The following is a 14475-nucleotide window of genomic DNA, read 5'->3' on the forward strand; positions in this document are numbered from 1 at the left end:
CTGAGTGAACAGACCGCGCGTTTCTCGTCCTCTGACTCGCTATGCCATGAAAGCCGGCATGGCGCGTCACCTCGGTCAAAGCACTTAGAACGCTTTCTTCCACACGCCGTTGTAAGCGATCTCGCCGAGCGGCAAACGCGTACGCACCGACTTCTCACGCTCGCGCAGCACCGGGTCGAGCTTTTCGACTTCGCCGTAGTGGCCGACTGAAATCATGGAGATCACGTCGATATCGTCGGGAATGGCGAACGCCTTGCGAAATGCCGGGACGTCGAAGCCGCTCATCTGGTGGGCGGCGAGCCCCAGCGCGTGGGCTTGCAACACCAGTGCCATCGCGGCGGCGCCGGCATCGTAGGATGCGCAGCGGTTCACTTCACCCTTGCTGTTGAGCGTATGCGTGGTCACGGCAATCAGTACCGGCGCCGGGCCGTTCCAGCCCTGGTTGAACGGCACCAACGTGGCGAATGCGCGCTTGAACGACACTTCGTCCGTGCTGCGATCGAACACCACGAAACGCCACGGCTGCGAGTTATACGACGAAGGCGCCCAGCGGGCCGCTTCAAGAACCGCATGCAGATGGTCGCGGCTGACCGGCTCGCTCGAATACGCGCGCGGGCTCCAGCGACCTGCAATCAGTTCATGAAGGGGAACTGCGGTTGGGGCGGGTTTGTTGGCCATGCGCTTCTCTCAGTCGAAATACATGAACGTCGGGCGGCTGCCCGGGGCCACATAGCATAACCGGGCTTTGCCACGCGTGGCTCAAGACGGACTGATAAAGCGTATCCAAAGGCGGTCGCGCGAATTCATCTGACCTTAAACACGGGCCTGGCGACGGCGCCCCGCGCCCGTCCCTACGCCGGCTGCGGCAATACCGGACGTTCGCCGCGGTTGATCCGCAGCACGATCACCGATGCGACCAGGCACAGGCCGCCCGAGATCATCGACGCCACGGTGTACGTGCCGAGGCTCGCGCGCAGCAGCCCGGCGCCAAGCGCTGCGAAGGCCGCGCCGAGCTGATGCCCGGCCACCACCCAGCCGAATACGACCGGCGCCGCCTCTTTGCCGTAGACATCGGTCGCAAGGCGCACGGTTGGCGGGACCGTGGCGATCCAGTCGAGACCGTAGAACAACGCGAAAATCGGCAGACCGAAGAAATCGATGCCGAACGCGTGCGGCAGATACATCAACGACAAGCCTCGCAGTCCGTAATACCAGAACAGCAGCACGCGGCTATTGAAGCGGTCCGACAACCAGCCCGACAGCGTCGTGCCGAACAGATCGAAAACGCCCATGGCCGCCAGCAGCGACGCGCCCTGCACTTCGGTCAGGCCGTGGTCGCTGCACATGGCGATCAGATGGGTGCCGACGTAGCCGTTCGTGCTCGCGCCGCAAATGAAGAAGCTGAAAAACAGCAGCCAGAAATCGCGCGTCTTGCTGGCCATTGCGAGCGTGCCGAAGGCGATGGCCAGTGGATTTTGCCGGGTGATCTGGGTATTCAGGGGCGCGTCGGCGGCGTCGCCGAACGGGCGCAGCGTCAGATCGGCGGGGCGCTCGGGCAGCAGGAAAGCGACCAGCGGCAACACGATTGCCGCGGCACCGGCGACCACCCACACCACCGGACGCCAGCCGTGATGCTCGGCAATCGCCGCGAGCATGGGCAGGAAGACGAGTTGCCCAGTCGCCGAACTGGCGGTGAGGATACCCATCACCAGGCCGCGATGCGTCGTGAACCAGCGATTCACCACCGTCGCCGACAACGACAACGCCGCCACGCCGGTCGAGCCGCCCACCATCACGCCCCAGATCAGGATCATCTGCCACGGATGCGTCATCAGCGAGGACAGCGCCACGCCACCGGCCATCGTGCCGAGGGCGATCAGCACCGTCGGACGGACGCCAAACCGCTGCATGGCCGCCGCTGCAAACGGCCCCATCAGGCCGTACAGCGCGATATTGACCGAGATCGCGAGCGAGATCGTCGCCCGGCTCCAGCCGAACTGCTGCTCGAGCGGGACCATCATCACGCTGGGGGTCGCGCGCGTTCCCGCCGCAGCCAGCAACACCAGAAACACCACCGCCACGGTTAGCCAACCGTAGTGGAAGCGCCCGCCAATCATTTTCGCCGCCCAGTTCATCGGATCTCCAGTCGGCGCGCCGTCCGTCGGACGCCGCCGCCTCGCATTGTGTTACCGCTTTTGTAAAGGACTTGTGACAGATCAGTCACAATTGTGTTGCGATCTTAGTTACCGCTCGGTAACATGTCAAGGTATCTACCACCGACTGTGGGGTCACCATGTCACAGAGCGAAAGCTCAACACCCGACAAGGCAGCCCGCCGCGCCCGTACCCAGACCGCCGGGCCGCAAGCACAAGAGCATTTGCTCAAGGCGGCGAGCGAGTTGTTCTATGAGGAAGGCGTGCGCGCGGTGGGTGTCGATGCGGTCGTCGAGCGCGCCGGCGTCAACAAGATGAGTCTGTACCGCCAGTTTTCCTCGAAGGATGAGCTCGTGCTCGCTTATCTCGATCGTCAGGACATGCGGTTCTTTGCCTACGTCGAGGCCAGCTTCGACAAACATCCCGGTGACCCCGCCAAACAGCTGGTGCAGTATTTCGAGGACCTGGCTGTCCGCGCGTCAGCAGAAGGTTATCGCGGCTGCCCGTTTGTGAATGTCGCCGTGGAGTTTCCGGACGCCTCGCACGCAGCCCGGCGCTTTGTTGCCGACAACAAGGCCCGTCTGATGGCGCGGATCACCACCCTCGCCTGCGAGACTGGCGCCGACGACCCCGTGGCACTGGCCAATGCGCTCGGCCTGCTGATCGAAGGGGTGTATGCGGCGAGCCAGACCTACGGGCCGGGTTGTGGACCGATTATGGCCGCACCGCGCGTCGCGGCGCAGTTGATCGCCGCGGCTTGTTCGAAGGCGGTCGCAGCGGCCTAGAAAATTTCGCCACGCCCAACGCCCCGCCCGACATCCGCGCGATGGAGAGTCGTTACTCACGCCGCCGGTAAAATGGCGCTTTCAGCCCGTTGCTCCGCCATGCCCTCATCCACCGACGCCCACGCCACCGTTCTCGCGGCCACTCGCCACTGGCTGACCCGCGCGGTCATCGGCCTGAACCTGTGCCCATTCGCCAAGGCCGTACATGTGAAGAAGCAGATCCGCTATGCGATCAGCGAGGCGACCAATCTGGAAGGTGTCCTGACCGATCTCGAAACCGAGTTGCAGGCCCTCACCCAGGCTGACCCGACCGAAGTGGATACCACGCTGCTGATCCTGCCGCACGCGCTCGCCGACTTCATCGAGTACAACGACTGCCTGTTTTTCGCCGAGCGCTTGCTCAAGCAATTGCGCCTGGAAGGCGAAATACAGATCGCGAGTTTTCACCCGCACTATCAGTTCGAAGGCAGCGCGGAGGACGATATCGAGAACTACACGAATCGGGCCCCTTATCCGATCCTGCACCTGCTGCGGGAAGCGAGCATCGAACGCGCGGTGGATGCGTTTCCCGACGCCGCGGACATCTACGAGCGCAATCAGGAAACCCTGCGCCGTCTGGGCCTGGACGGCTGGAAACAGTGGATGAGCGCGCCCGCTGACGAATGAGCCGCGGCGCTTCGCGGTCAATGAACTGACCTTGCCGCCGCAGATATCCTCAGTCGTCCTTACGCGTTCTCAGCCTCGACAAAAAACCGCTCGCGCAGATCTGCCAGTCCAAGCGTTTCCATCACCTCGTTGAGGCGCTCCGTCGGGCGGCGGCGCGGCAAGTCCTTGTATTGGGCAATGATCAGTTCATTCTTCATCGAATGCTCCCAGCCCACCAGCTCGGTCACGCTCACCTGATAACCGTGCGCCTCGAGCTGCAGACAGCGCAGCACGTTGGTGATCTGACTGCCGAATTCGCGCGTGTGTAGCGGATGGCGCCAGATTTCCGTCAACGCATTGCCGAGCGACTTGCTCTTGTTCTGACGCAGCACGCCGGCCACTTCGGCCTGACAGCACGGCACCACCACGATGTACTTCGCGTGTTTCTGCAACGCGAAGCGGATGGCGTCGTCCGTCGCGGTATTGCATGCGTGTAGCGCCGTGACGATATCGACGGTGGGCGGCAGACGCTCGGAGGTAATCGAGTCCGCCACCGAAAGATTCAGAAACGACATCCCTTTGAACCCGAGCCGGGCCGCCAGCGCCTCGGAACTCGTCACGAGTTCTTCGCGCGTCTCGATACCGTAGATGTGCGAATTATCCTGTTGCTCCTTGAAAAACAGGTCGTACAGGATAAAACCAAGGTAGGACTTGCCGGCGCCGTGATCGACGAGGGTCAGATTGCCGCGGGTTTCTTTCAGATCTTTCAGAAGCGGCTCGATGAACTGGAACAGGTGATACACCTGCTTCAGCTTGCGACGGCTGTCCTGATTCATCTTGCCGTCGCGCGTGAGGATGTGCAGTTCCTTTAGCAGTTCGACGGATTGGTTGGGGCGAATTTCGTGAGTTTTGCTGGACATCGTACGGACCACTATCGATTGCACGGCGAACGTGCGACAGGCGACGGAAAAAGAGAAAAGTTGCTGCCAGTTTACCCAAAGTGCGGCACACCCACCGATTCGATGCCGCCAACGACGCGCGAAGCACGTATTCCTGGAACACTTCCTGCTCTAAAAGGGTACGCGAAGCAGGCAAGACACGACGTGAAACGCGCAGCAAGCGAAGCGAGCGGCCCAAAGCCCCTGCGGCAGGCCGCATGAAGAACAACGACACGCAGCCAGTTGCCGGATGGTTCAGGCGAACGGCATGTGTGGGGGGAGGTCGGACCCGAAACATGGGGACGAACGTTACGTAACCTGCAGTGCGCCGCGATCTCAACGGGAAGCGCGCTCAGAAAAAAATGAGGCGGCAATGGATACGATACCCAACGGCAACGCCGAGCAGAAGTTTCAGGAAATGTTGACCAAGCTGATGGCGACACCCGCGTGGTCAGAGAAACAACAGATCGAATTGGAAATGGCGCGCGACATTTCGGTTGAGATGCTGCGCCTCGCCGAGTTGATGCGCGACGGCAGCGTCGATCTCGAAACCTGTCTGATCATGCTCAAGTACGCGAAGGTCCTCGACTTCGTGATGACGACGCTCGCATCACGGCGCGATATCAAGCCGCAAACACTGCGTGTGATCTTCAAGCTGGCTGGTCTCAAGGTGGACGAGGAATATCCCGGCTAAGCCCGGTTAGCGCTGGACAGGTGAGCACTGTCACCACGGCCGCACTCGCAGCAGCGCGCGGCCGGGTTCAACGCTTGTGCTGGATCGGCAGGTGCCTATAAACATTAAAACAGGCAGATTCAGATTGCGCTGCAGTGGGTTGCGGGCGCCGTGTGAAAATAGCGGGCTTTGACCGCCAGCCGCGGCAAGCTGGCCGTGCACACCGTGTTTGTCCCGCTCCCCCTCACCTGAACGCACCGCATGTCCACATTGCCTGATTCCCCTTGTGTCGCCGTCATCGGCGGCGGCCCCGCCGGGCTGATGGCCGCCGAGGCGCTCGCCCAAGGCGGGGTGCGCGTCCACGTGTACGATGCGATGCCGTCGGTTGGGCGTAAATTCCTGATGGCGGGCAAAGGCGGCATGAACATCACGCATTCGGAGCCGCTCGAACCGTTTCTCGGGCGCTACGGCGCGAGGCAGCCGCAGATTGCCCCGCTGCTCGCGGCATTCGGCCCGGACGCGCTTCGCACATGGCTGCATGAGCTCGGCGTCGAAACCTTCGTCGGCAGTTCGGGACGCGTGTTTCCCACCGACATGAAAGCGGCACCCATGCTGCGCGCCTGGCGGCGTCGTCTGGAAGAGGCTGGCGTGCGGTTTCACATGCGGCACAAATGGGTGGGATGGGGCGATGATGACGCCTCGAACGCCACCCGCCCTACCTCGCTCCGCTTCATGACGCCCACAGGCGAGCAGCAGGTGCGCGCCGACGCCGTCGTGCTGGCGCTGGGCGGGGCGAGCTGGCCGCGCCTCGGGTCGGATGCGACGTGGGTTCCACTGATGAACGCGCGCGACGTGCCGGTCGAGCCGCTGCGCCCGGCGAACTGCGGCTTCGACGCGACCTGGAGCGACTACTTCCGCGAGCGCTTCGCGGGCCAGCCGGTCAAACCGGTGGCCATCACGCTAACCGATGTGGATGGCAACGTCCATCAGCGGCAAGGTGAGTTCGTCGTGACCGGGACGGGTATCGAGGGCAGTCTGGTGTACGCGCTGTCCGCGCCGATCCGAGAGCGTCTGCGGGTTGATGCCGAGGCGACGATCACGCTCGATCTGCTCCCGGCGTTCAGTGCGCAGCGCGTGCTGGACGAAGTCACCCGGCCGCGCGGCTCACGTTCGATGTCGAGTCATCTGCATGGACGCATTGGTCTCACCGGGGTCAAGCTCGGATTGCTGCATGAAGCGCTCTCGAAAGACGCATTCGGCGATGCGACGCGCCTCGCTCATACGATCAAGGCATTGCCGTTGAAGCTCGTGCGCCCTCGGCCCATTGAAGAGGCTATCAGCAGTGCGGGCGGCATTCCGTTTGAGACGCTGGATGCGCGTTTGATGATCGGACACTTGCCCGGCGTGTTCTGTGCCGGCGAAATGCTCGATTGGGAGGCGCCGACTGGCGGGTATCTGCTGACCGCATGCTTCGCAAGCGGGCTGGTGGCGGGACGCGGCGCGCTGGCCTATCTGGCTGGGACAGGAAGCTGAGGACGTCAGCTTCGAACACAGGCCGACGCCCAGACTTCTATCGCGCCTTCAAACGCCACAGCGACGTCACTTCCGCCATACGCGCGGCATGCAACGGATCGTTTTCATCGGATGACTTCGGATGCCGCGGACGGATATCCTCCCGGCCAACAACCGTCAGCCCGGCCTTTTCGATCGCCGCGAGCAAAAACTCGCGGCTGCGCAAGCCGAGATGCTCCGCGAAGTCCGAGAGGATCAGCCAGGCTTCGCCACCGGGCGACAAATGCTCCGCCAGCCCATTCAGGAAGCCGAGCAACATCCGGCTCTCCATATCGTAGATGGCGTATTCGATCGGCGACGCTGGCCGCGCCGGCACCCAGGGCGGATTGCAGACGACGAGCGGCGCGCGGCCTTCGGGGAACAGATCGGCCTCGATCACGTCGACCTGCTGGGCATAGCCCAGCCGTGCGAGATTCTCGCGGGCGCACGCCAGCGCACGTGGGTCCGAGTCCGTGGCGACAATCTTCTTCACGCCCCGTTTGGCGAGCAACGCAGCGAGCACGCCGGTGCCGGTGCCGATATCGAACGCCTTGTTCAACGACGGCAGCGGCGTGCGCGCCACCAGATCGACGTATTCGCCACGCACCGGCGAGAACACGCCGTAGTGCGGATGAATACGCTCGCCGAGCACGGGAATCTCCACGCCCTTCTTGCGCCATTCGTGCGCGCCGATCAAACCAAGCAGTTCACGCAGCGAAACGACGGACGCTTCGTCGGTCGCCGGTCCGTAGGTTTCGACACAGGCTTGCTGCACCTCGGGGGCACGGCGCAGCGGGATGGCATAGGCGGCGTCGAGCGGGATCAGCAGCATGCCAAGCGTGCGCGCGCGCTGCGACTGCGCCTGACGGTGGAAATTGAACGCGTCGAGCAGCGTCTCGGCCTGCTTGCGCGGCTTGCGCTCGAGGCGCCGCGTTACCGCCTGCAACAGCTGCCGTGCATTCTGGAAATCGCCTTGCCAGAGCAAGGCCGTGCCTTCGCAGGCAAGCCGGTAGGCCGTGTCCGCGGTGGTGCGGTCATCGGCTACGACCACGCGTTTGGGCGGCGGCACTGCCGCTTCGGAGCGCCAGCGGGCGGTACGCGGGCCATCTGCTTCAGGCCACGTAATGGTGGGGACTTGCGAAGGGTGCTGCGAGGGGTGTTGGGTCATTGAGCGAGGTGGGGGATCCGATATGACAGGGATATCGAATAGACCTACATGGTAACTGATGCCACTCACCTAGTAGCGGGCTGGTTTGTCTTGGCTTATAATAGCGCGCTGCGTTAGCCCCCTTAGCTCATTTGGTAGAGCACTTGACTTGTAATCATGAGGTGGTCTGTTCGAATCAGACAGGGGGCACCAATAGATTCAAGCACTTAGCCCGGTCCTCGTGACCGGGCTTTTTGCTTTTTGGCCCTTGTGCACACCCGCGAAGGGTTTGGGCGCCGCCTCGATCCGGACTTTCAACTCCGGGTCACGGGTTTCTCAGGGTCAACCGTTCGACGCGGCAGCCGAGGCTGGATCAGCATGTCCGATCCGGGCAAGCAGGAACGTGCGACGTATTTCGAACCCAAGACGTTCATACAATCCGATCGCGGATTGGTTGCCACTGATCACGTGCAGGAACGGCGTCTGCCCCCGTTGCTCGATCTGGCTTCGCAACAGGCTCACGAGCCGACCCGCAAGTCCCCGCCCACGCCACTCGTCGTCGACGCAGACAGCACTTATCTCAACGTATCCGTCGAGGCACATCCGTTCGCCGGCCATGGCAATGAGACGCCCCTGCTCGCGGATCCCAATGTACTTGCCCATCTCGTGCGTTCGTGTGCCGAACGGACCCGGCTTGGCTTTCTGGACCAGCTCGAGCATATCGTTCGCATCGACATGACTCAGCGCGATCACATCCCGATCGTCCAGGCTTCCGTCTACGTGACCGGCTTCGTAGCGCGTGGCGACCATTTGGTGGAGATCGCCCAGATGCGTCAATTGCAACGCGTCAATTGGACTGACGGGCGCCGGCAATAGCAACGCAACCGTTTCGTGAGGTTGCAGGAGTTGATGAAGCGCCTCGTAGGCCGCCGGGGTCTCGGCTGACAAGGCGGCAAAAGGCGCCACGTCGGCGTGGTATCGACGGGCGAGAGAATTTCCCTGCCCAAGATGGGCTTGCCTCGTGGTCAGCGCCGTCCAGATGGGGTGATCGAGGCCTGGTTGCGGTGAACGATTCATGAGGTCCTCTTCAGAGTGCCAGCCGCCATGGCCTGCATGGCAACGCCACTTGCAAACATTGATTGAAATGCCATCCGGACCACGCGGGCCGAATGCGTTCGGATTGACATCACTTTAAGCGGGAAGCGGCGTGCGCACCAGTGTCGCAAATGACAATTTTGGCGTCGTTTACGTCAATCGTTCAGTGTGCAGTCTAATTGCTGCATGGTCGCGCGATCTGGCGGGACGCTGCAGCAGATGGTGGCGCTACGTGTGAATGCGACGGCCATGCCGTGGCCCCGATCCGGTACATGATTGCGTGCGTGATGATGTCGCTGATTACCGTTTCGATATTCGGAGAAACTGGCGGCCGCGAACGGGCCAAAGGAAACTGCGACGGGTCCAGTCTTATAGAAGCGCTCAACCCGCCGGCAGCAATACTCACTTTACTTCACTTGACGACCTTTAAATGGCCGCGACCGCCGCCCTTCGAGCCATCGTCATCCGGACCCGGCGTGCCGTCCGGGTCAGTCTCGTCGGCTTTCGCCTGCGGTGCAGGCGCAGGCTCAGACTCGACCGCCCGCGGGCCGCTGCCAGCCGGCTTCACTGGCGGCAGCTCATCGGCTTCTACGGCATCCGCGCCGGAATCCGTCGCCTCGCCACCCGCCGAATCAACCGGGAACGCCATGCCCTGGCCGTTCTCACGCGCGTAGATCGCCAGCACATTGGCGACCGGCACTTCGATCTTGTGCGACTTGCCCGAAAACCGCGCGCTGAACTCGACCCACTCGTTGCCCATCTGTAACTGGCTGGTCGCCTCGAAACTGATGTTCAACACGATTTCATTGTCCCGCACGAACTGGCGAGGCACCCGCGTCTGATTGTCGACCCGTACCGCGATGTGCGGCGTATAGCCGTTATCCGTGCACCACTCGTAAAGCGCGCGCAGCAGGTAGGGTTTCGTGGAAATCTCTTGCATCAACAGTCCTCTTACCGGGCAAGACGTCGCACTCTCACGCGCTATTCACACTCACGAGCAGCGCGCGACGCCCCTACCCTCAAGCCATACTCAACGACGCATCACCTTTTCCGACGGCGTCAGCGCTTCGATATAGGCCGGGCGGCTGAAAATCCGTTCGGCGTACTTCATCAGCGGCGCGGCATTCTTCGACAGTTCGATGCCGTAGTGATCCAGACGCCACAGCAGCGGTGCGATCGCGACGTCGAGCATCGAGAACTCTTCACCGAGCATGTACTTGTTCTTCAGGAAGATCGGCGCGAGCTGCGTCAGGCGATCGCGGATCGCGAGGCGTGCCTTCTCGTGATTCTTCTCGGCCGCCTTGCCCTTCTCGTTTTCGAGCGTGCCGACGTGCACGAACAGTTCCTTCTCGAAGTTGAGCAGGAACAGGCGCGCGCGGGCGCGTTGCACCGGGTCGGCCGGCATCAGTTGCGGATGCGGGAAGCGTTCGTCGATATATTCGTTGATGATGTTCGATTCGTACAGAATCAGGTCCCGTTCGACGAGGATCGGCACCTGACCATACGGATTCATCACAGCGATGTCTTCCGGTTTGTTGAACAGGTCGACGTCGCGGATCTCGAAGTCCATGCCTTTCTCAAACAACACCAGCCGGCAGCGCTGGGAGAAGGGGCAAGTTGTGCCGGAATACAGAACCATCATGTTTACGTTTCCTCAAAAAGCTGAAGGGCCAGCACGCCGAAAAACCGTCCAGCAGGTTTTTCCTTGCGCCGGCCCCACGCCAGTGATGGCGTGATTATTTGATATCTTTCCAGTACGCAGCGTTCAATCGCCAGGCGAAAAAGCTCAGGACGCCGAGGAACAACAGCACCCACACACCGAGACGGTGGCGGGTTTGCTGTGTCGGTTCGGACATCCAGGACAGGTACGACACGAGGTCGGCCACATCCGAATCATAATCCACCGCGGACAACGTCCCCGGCGTGACCTGCTGGTAACCGACGAATTTATGGACTGTTTCCCCGCTCCTTTCGTCGATCACGTCGTCGAACTTCGCCGTGCGCTGCCCCTGAAGCTGCCACAACACATGGGGCATGCTCACGTTTTCATACACCAGATTGTTCCAGCCGGTTGGCCGCGTATCGTCGCGATAAAAGCTGCGCAGATACGTGTAGAGCCAATCGCGGCCGCGCGCCCGCGCCTCCACCGACAAATCCGGCGGCGCCGTGCCGAACCACGCTTTCGCGTCGTCGGGTTTCATGGCCACCGACATCGTGTTGCCGATTTTATCGGTGGTGAAAAGCAGGTTTGTCTGAATTTCCTGCGGTGAAATGCCTAAACTGGTCAATGCGCTGTACCGCATCAGGTTCGCACTATGGCAATTCAGGCAGTAGTTTACAAACAATTTGGCGCCATGCTGCAAAGAAGCAAAATTGTCCGCGTTATCCGGCGCGCGGTCGAGCGGGAAATTCTCGTCCGCATAAGCCGGCGCGACCAGCAGCGTCAGCGCCAACGTGAGTGACGCAGCCCCTATTACGGCGAGCCTCGAAAGCATTTTTCTCATCTTCGTGTCTCCTTGGCCCGCGATTAGTGAGGCTTGAACCGCACCCGCTCGGGTGGCTGCTTGAACTTGCCAAGCGGCGTCCAGAAGGGCATGCCTAGGAAGAACGCGAAATAGACCAGCGCGCAGACCTGCGCAATCAGGGTCGCGACGGGCGACGGCGGCTTGGTCCCGAGAAATGCCAGTGTCAGAAAGACCAGTACGAAAATCCCGTAGAAGACCTTATGGAAGAACGGCCGGTAACGGATCGACTTCACCGGCGAACGATCGAGCCACGGCAGAAAGAACAGCGAAATCACCGCGCCGCCCATGACCACCACGCCCCAGAACTTCGATTGGGTGAAATACATGGCCAGGATCAACAGCACCGCCAGCACCGGCAGTCCCAGTTTCCACTTGCCGCGGGCGCGCACCAGTGCGAACAGCCCGAGCAGCGCGATCACGATCATCAGCACGATCTTGAACGGATCCGTGGTGGCGCGCAGCATCGCATAGAACGCGGTGAAGTACCACACCGGCGCGATCTCCGGCGGCGTCTGCAGCGGATTGGCCGGGACGAAGTTGTTCGCCTCGAGGAAGTACCCGCCCATCTCCGGTGCAAAGAAGATGATCGCCGCGAAGATCAGCAAGAACACCGTGACGCCCATGAAGTCATGCACGGAGTAGTACGGGTGGAACGGAATGCCGTCGAGCGGAATGCCATTCGCGTCCTTCTTCGCCTTGATCTCGACACCGTCCGGATTGTTCGAGCCCACTTCGTGCAACGCCACCAGGTGCGCTACCACCAGCCCGATCAGCACCAGCGGAATCGCGATCACGTGAAACGCGAAAAAGCGGTTCAGCGTGACGTCCGACACCACGTAATCGCCGCGAATCCACAGTGACAGGTCCGGACCGATAAAGGGAATCGCCGAAAACAGGTTGACGATCACCTGCGCGCCCCAGAACGACATCTGGCCCCACGGCAACAGGTAGCCGAAGAACGCCTCGGCCATCAGGCACAGGAAGATCGCGCAGCCGAAGATCCACACCAGTTCGCGCGGCTTGCGGTACGAGCCGTACATCAGCCCGCGGAACATGTGCAGATAGACCACCACGAAGAACATCGACGCGCCGGTCGAGTGCATGTAGCGGATCAGCCAGCCCCACGGCACCTCGCGCATGATGTACTCGACCGAGGCGAACGCGAGCGTCGCATCGGGCTTGTAATTCATGGTGAGGAAGATGCCGGTGACGATCTGGTTGACCAGCACCAGCATCGCCAGCGAGCCGAAGAAATACCAGAAGTTGAAGTTTTTCGGCGCGTAGTACTCGGAGACGTGCTTCTTCCACGTCGAGGTCATCGGAAAGCGGCGGTCGATCCAGCCGACCAGCCCGGTCGTCTCTACTTCGTGATCGCTCGCCATTTACGCTTCTCCTTTCTCGTCCTTGCCGATCACGAGCTGGGTAGCCGACGTGAACATATAGGGCGGAATGTCCAGGTTCTGCGGCGCAGGTTTGTTCTTGAAGACGCGGCCGGCCAGGTCATAGGTCGAGCCGTGGCAAGGGCACAGAAAGCCGCCTGGCCAGTCGTCCGGAAGATTGGGCTGCGCGCCTTCCTGGAAGCGCGGTGTCGGCGTGCAGCCCAGATGCGTGCACACGGCGACAGTGACCAACAGGTTCTTGTGATCGGTGCGCGAGCGGAATTCGTTGTTGCAGTACTCCGGCAACGGCATCGAAAAGGGATGTTCGGTATGGGGATCGGCTACTTCGTTATCGGCTTTCTGGACGTCGGCCAGCATCCGGTCAGTGCGGTTGAGGATCCAGACGGGCTTGCCGCGCCAGGCGACGGTCATCATTTCGCCAGGCTTCAGATTGCTAATATCGGCCTCGACTGGCGCGCCGGCTGCCTTGGCCTTTTCAGATGGTGCAAACGAACTCACAAAGGGTACGACAGTGGCCACACCTCCAATGCCACCTGCTACGGTCGTCGCTATCAGCCACGTACGGCGGCCGCCATCGACGAGCTCCTCTTCTTTGTCTCGCATCACACGCCCCACTTCTGAGTTGGATTTTTCCTTCACGTCGCTTCTACCGACGCTAGTTTGCTCGAATGGAGTTGTCATTTACAAGGCCCGAATGCCAAAAACCATGCGAAGTCTTTGATATCCAAGGGTTTCCCCGCACCAATTCGAAACTTTTTAGTCGTTTCTTTTAAGTGATCCCTGTGTATTTCGTGTGTTTTAGTTCGGCTATCAGACCGGATTGTGGATATCGATAAACAGGTGTTCGATATCGAATGATTCCGACAGATGCGCACCCAATGCCTGCACCCCGAAACGCTCGGTCGCATGATGACCGGCGGCGAGAAACGCCACGCCGCTCTCCGCCGCGGTGTGCATGCTCTGTTCGGACACTTCGCCGGTGAGATAGACATCGGCGCCGGCTTCGATCGCCGCGTCGAAATAACCTTGTGCGCCGCCCGTGCACCAGGCGACGCGCCGCAGTTCGACATCCGGATCGCCGAACACGAGCGGCGTGCGGCCGAGCGACTCTTCCACCTGCGCGGTGAAGTGCGCGAGCGTGACCGGCATGGGCAGCGTGGCGATCCAGCCGATGTCGTTCTCACCAAAGCGCGCGTCGGCAATCCAGCCCATCTTCGCGCCGATCTGCGCGTTATTGCCGAACTCGGGGTGGTCGTCGAGCGGCAAATGGTAAGCGAACAGGTTCAGGTCGTTGGCGAGCAGCAGTTTCAGACGCGCATATTTGCGACCGGTAATTTGCGGCGGTTCATTGCGCCAGAAGTAACCGTGGTGGACCAGCACGGCGTCGGCGCCCCAGTCGAGCGCCGCTTCCAGGAACGCCACGGACGCCGTCACGCCGGTGGCAAGTTTGTTGACCCGGCGCCGCCCCTCGACCTGCAGGCCGTTCGGGCAGTAGTCCTTGAAGCGCCCGGTTTCAAGGACTTTGTTCAAGTACAATTCAAGTTCGATCCGATCCATATAAAC

At 61.4% G+C, this 14475-nt stretch carries 15 protein-coding genes and 1 tRNA gene; 5 read left to right on the forward strand and 11 right to left on the reverse strand.

Annotation, left to right across the window (positions count from 1 at the left end):
- Positions 1–84: 84 nt before the first annotated feature.
- Complete coding sequence (locus P3T43_RS24430) at positions 85–678, reverse strand: nitroreductase family protein (RefSeq protein ID WP_429283620.1); 594 nt, start codon at positions 676–678, stop codon at positions 85–87.
- Between the two features lie 173 nt (positions 679–851).
- Positions 852–2135, reverse strand: coding sequence for an MFS transporter (locus P3T43_RS24435; protein ID WP_429283621.1), 1284 nt, complete (start codon positions 2133–2135; stop codon positions 852–854).
- 158 nt (positions 2136–2293) lie between these two features.
- Here P3T43_RS24435 and P3T43_RS24440 point away from each other — a divergent pair, with 158 nt between their 5' ends.
- Together P3T43_RS24440 and P3T43_RS24445 are read left to right on the forward strand one after the other, a co-directional pair.
- The gene (locus P3T43_RS24440; protein ID WP_429283622.1) at positions 2294–2938 is read left to right on the forward strand and encodes a TetR/AcrR family transcriptional regulator; all 645 of its coding nucleotides are present in this window, start codon (positions 2294–2296) and stop codon (positions 2936–2938) included.
- A 99-nt stretch (positions 2939–3037) separates the two neighbouring features.
- Complete coding sequence (locus P3T43_RS24445) at positions 3038–3604, forward strand: DUF1415 domain-containing protein (protein WP_429283623.1); 567 nt, start codon at positions 3038–3040, stop codon at positions 3602–3604.
- A 59-nt stretch (positions 3605–3663) separates the two neighbouring features.
- On the opposite strand, the gene P3T43_RS24450 is transcribed toward P3T43_RS24445, so the two are convergent.
- Complete coding sequence (locus tag P3T43_RS24450; protein ID WP_429283624.1) at positions 3664–4503, reverse strand: class I SAM-dependent methyltransferase; 840 nt, start codon at positions 4501–4503, stop codon at positions 3664–3666.
- Positions 4504–4894: 391 nt separating this feature from the next.
- Here P3T43_RS24450 and P3T43_RS24455 point away from each other — a divergent pair, with 391 nt between their 5' ends.
- Positions 4895–5215: a DNA-binding protein gene (locus tag P3T43_RS24455; protein ID WP_429283625.1), complete on the forward strand. Its 321-nt coding sequence runs from the start codon at positions 4895–4897 to the stop codon at positions 5213–5215.
- A 240-nt stretch (positions 5216–5455) separates the two neighbouring features.
- A complete protein-coding gene (locus tag P3T43_RS24460; RefSeq protein WP_429283626.1) occupies positions 5456–6727 on the forward strand; it encodes a TIGR03862 family flavoprotein in 1272 nt (423 codons plus the stop codon).
- 37 nt (positions 6728–6764) lie between these two features.
- Here P3T43_RS24460 and P3T43_RS24465 read toward each other — a convergent pair whose 3' ends face one another.
- Positions 6765–7913 (reverse strand): methyltransferase, encoded by a 1149-nt coding sequence (locus tag P3T43_RS24465; protein ID WP_429283627.1) that lies wholly within the window; start codon positions 7911–7913, stop codon positions 6765–6767.
- Between the two features lie 116 nt (positions 7914–8029).
- Between P3T43_RS24465 and P3T43_RS24470 the strand changes: the two genes are divergently transcribed.
- Positions 8030–8105 (forward strand) — tRNA-Thr (locus P3T43_RS24470).
- A 129-nt stretch (positions 8106–8234) separates the two neighbouring features.
- Here P3T43_RS24470 and P3T43_RS24475 read toward each other — a convergent pair.
- The 7 genes from P3T43_RS24475 to P3T43_RS24505 form a co-directional block, all read right to left on the reverse strand.
- Positions 8235–8969 (reverse strand): GNAT family N-acetyltransferase, encoded by a 735-nt coding sequence (locus P3T43_RS24475; protein WP_429283628.1) that lies wholly within the window; start codon positions 8967–8969, stop codon positions 8235–8237.
- A 430-nt stretch (positions 8970–9399) separates the two neighbouring features.
- On the reverse strand, positions 9400–9927 hold the full coding sequence (locus P3T43_RS24480) for a ClpXP protease specificity-enhancing factor (RefSeq protein WP_429283629.1): 528 nt from the start codon (positions 9925–9927) through the stop codon (positions 9400–9402).
- Between the two features lie 90 nt (positions 9928–10017).
- Entirely contained in the window at positions 10018–10629 is a 612-nt protein-coding gene (locus tag P3T43_RS24485; RefSeq protein ID WP_006052302.1) for a glutathione S-transferase N-terminal domain-containing protein, read from the reverse strand.
- Positions 10630–10723: 94 nt separating this feature from the next.
- Positions 10724–11491, reverse strand: coding sequence for a cytochrome c1 (locus P3T43_RS24490; RefSeq protein WP_429283630.1), 768 nt, complete (start codon positions 11489–11491; stop codon positions 10724–10726).
- Positions 11492–11514: 23 nt separating this feature from the next.
- Positions 11515–12894 (reverse strand): cytochrome b, encoded by a 1380-nt coding sequence (locus P3T43_RS24495; protein ID WP_429283631.1) that lies wholly within the window; start codon positions 12892–12894, stop codon positions 11515–11517.
- A complete protein-coding gene (gene petA, locus P3T43_RS24500) occupies positions 12895–13515 on the reverse strand; it encodes a ubiquinol-cytochrome c reductase iron-sulfur subunit (protein WP_429283699.1) in 621 nt (206 codons plus the stop codon).
- Positions 13516–13722: 207 nt separating this feature from the next.
- Positions 13723–14469: a Nif3-like dinuclear metal center hexameric protein gene (locus P3T43_RS24505; protein ID WP_429283632.1), complete on the reverse strand. Its 747-nt coding sequence runs from the start codon at positions 14467–14469 to the stop codon at positions 13723–13725.
- Between the last annotated feature and the right edge of the window lie 6 nt (positions 14470–14475).

The sequence above is a fragment of the Paraburkholderia sp. GAS41 genome, assembly GCF_050436545.1.
In the GTDB taxonomy this organism is placed as follows: Bacteria; Pseudomonadota; Gammaproteobacteria; order Burkholderiales; family Burkholderiaceae; genus Paraburkholderia.

Coding starts and splice junctions, on each gene's coding strand:
- petA (WP_429283699.1), bottom strand. CDS start 13,515: ATGCGAGACAAAGAAGAGGAGCTCGTCGATGGCGGCCGCCGTACGTGG.
- P3T43_RS24430 (WP_429283620.1), bottom strand. CDS start 678: ATGGCCAACAAACCCGCCCCAACCGCAGTTCCCCTTCATGAACTGATT.
- P3T43_RS24475 (WP_429283628.1), bottom strand. CDS start 8,969: ATGAATCGTTCACCGCAACCAGGCCTCGATCACCCCATCTGGACGGCG.
- P3T43_RS24480 (WP_429283629.1), bottom strand. CDS start 9,927: ATGCAAGAGATTTCCACGAAACCCTACCTGCTGCGCGCGCTTTACGAG.
- P3T43_RS24450 (WP_429283624.1), bottom strand. CDS start 4,503: ATGTCCAGCAAAACTCACGAAATTCGCCCCAACCAATCCGTCGAACTG.
- P3T43_RS24435 (WP_429283621.1), bottom strand. CDS start 2,135: ATGAACTGGGCGGCGAAAATGATTGGCGGGCGCTTCCACTACGGTTGG.
- P3T43_RS24455 (WP_429283625.1), top strand. CDS start 4,895: ATGGATACGATACCCAACGGCAACGCCGAGCAGAAGTTTCAGGAAATG.
- P3T43_RS24440 (WP_429283622.1), top strand. CDS start 2,294: ATGTCACAGAGCGAAAGCTCAACACCCGACAAGGCAGCCCGCCGCGCC.
- P3T43_RS24445 (WP_429283623.1), top strand. CDS start 3,038: ATGCCCTCATCCACCGACGCCCACGCCACCGTTCTCGCGGCCACTCGC.
- P3T43_RS24495 (WP_429283631.1), bottom strand. CDS start 12,894: ATGGCGAGCGATCACGAAGTAGAGACGACCGGGCTGGTCGGCTGGATC.
- P3T43_RS24460 (WP_429283626.1), top strand. CDS start 5,456: ATGTCCACATTGCCTGATTCCCCTTGTGTCGCCGTCATCGGCGGCGGC.
- P3T43_RS24505 (WP_429283632.1), bottom strand. CDS start 14,469: ATGGATCGGATCGAACTTGAATTGTACTTGAACAAAGTCCTTGAAACC.
- P3T43_RS24465 (WP_429283627.1), bottom strand. CDS start 7,913: ATGACCCAACACCCCTCGCAGCACCCTTCGCAAGTCCCCACCATTACG.
- P3T43_RS24490 (WP_429283630.1), bottom strand. CDS start 11,491: ATGAGAAAAATGCTTTCGAGGCTCGCCGTAATAGGGGCTGCGTCACTC.
- P3T43_RS24485 (WP_006052302.1), bottom strand. CDS start 10,629: ATGATGGTTCTGTATTCCGGCACAACTTGCCCCTTCTCCCAGCGCTGC.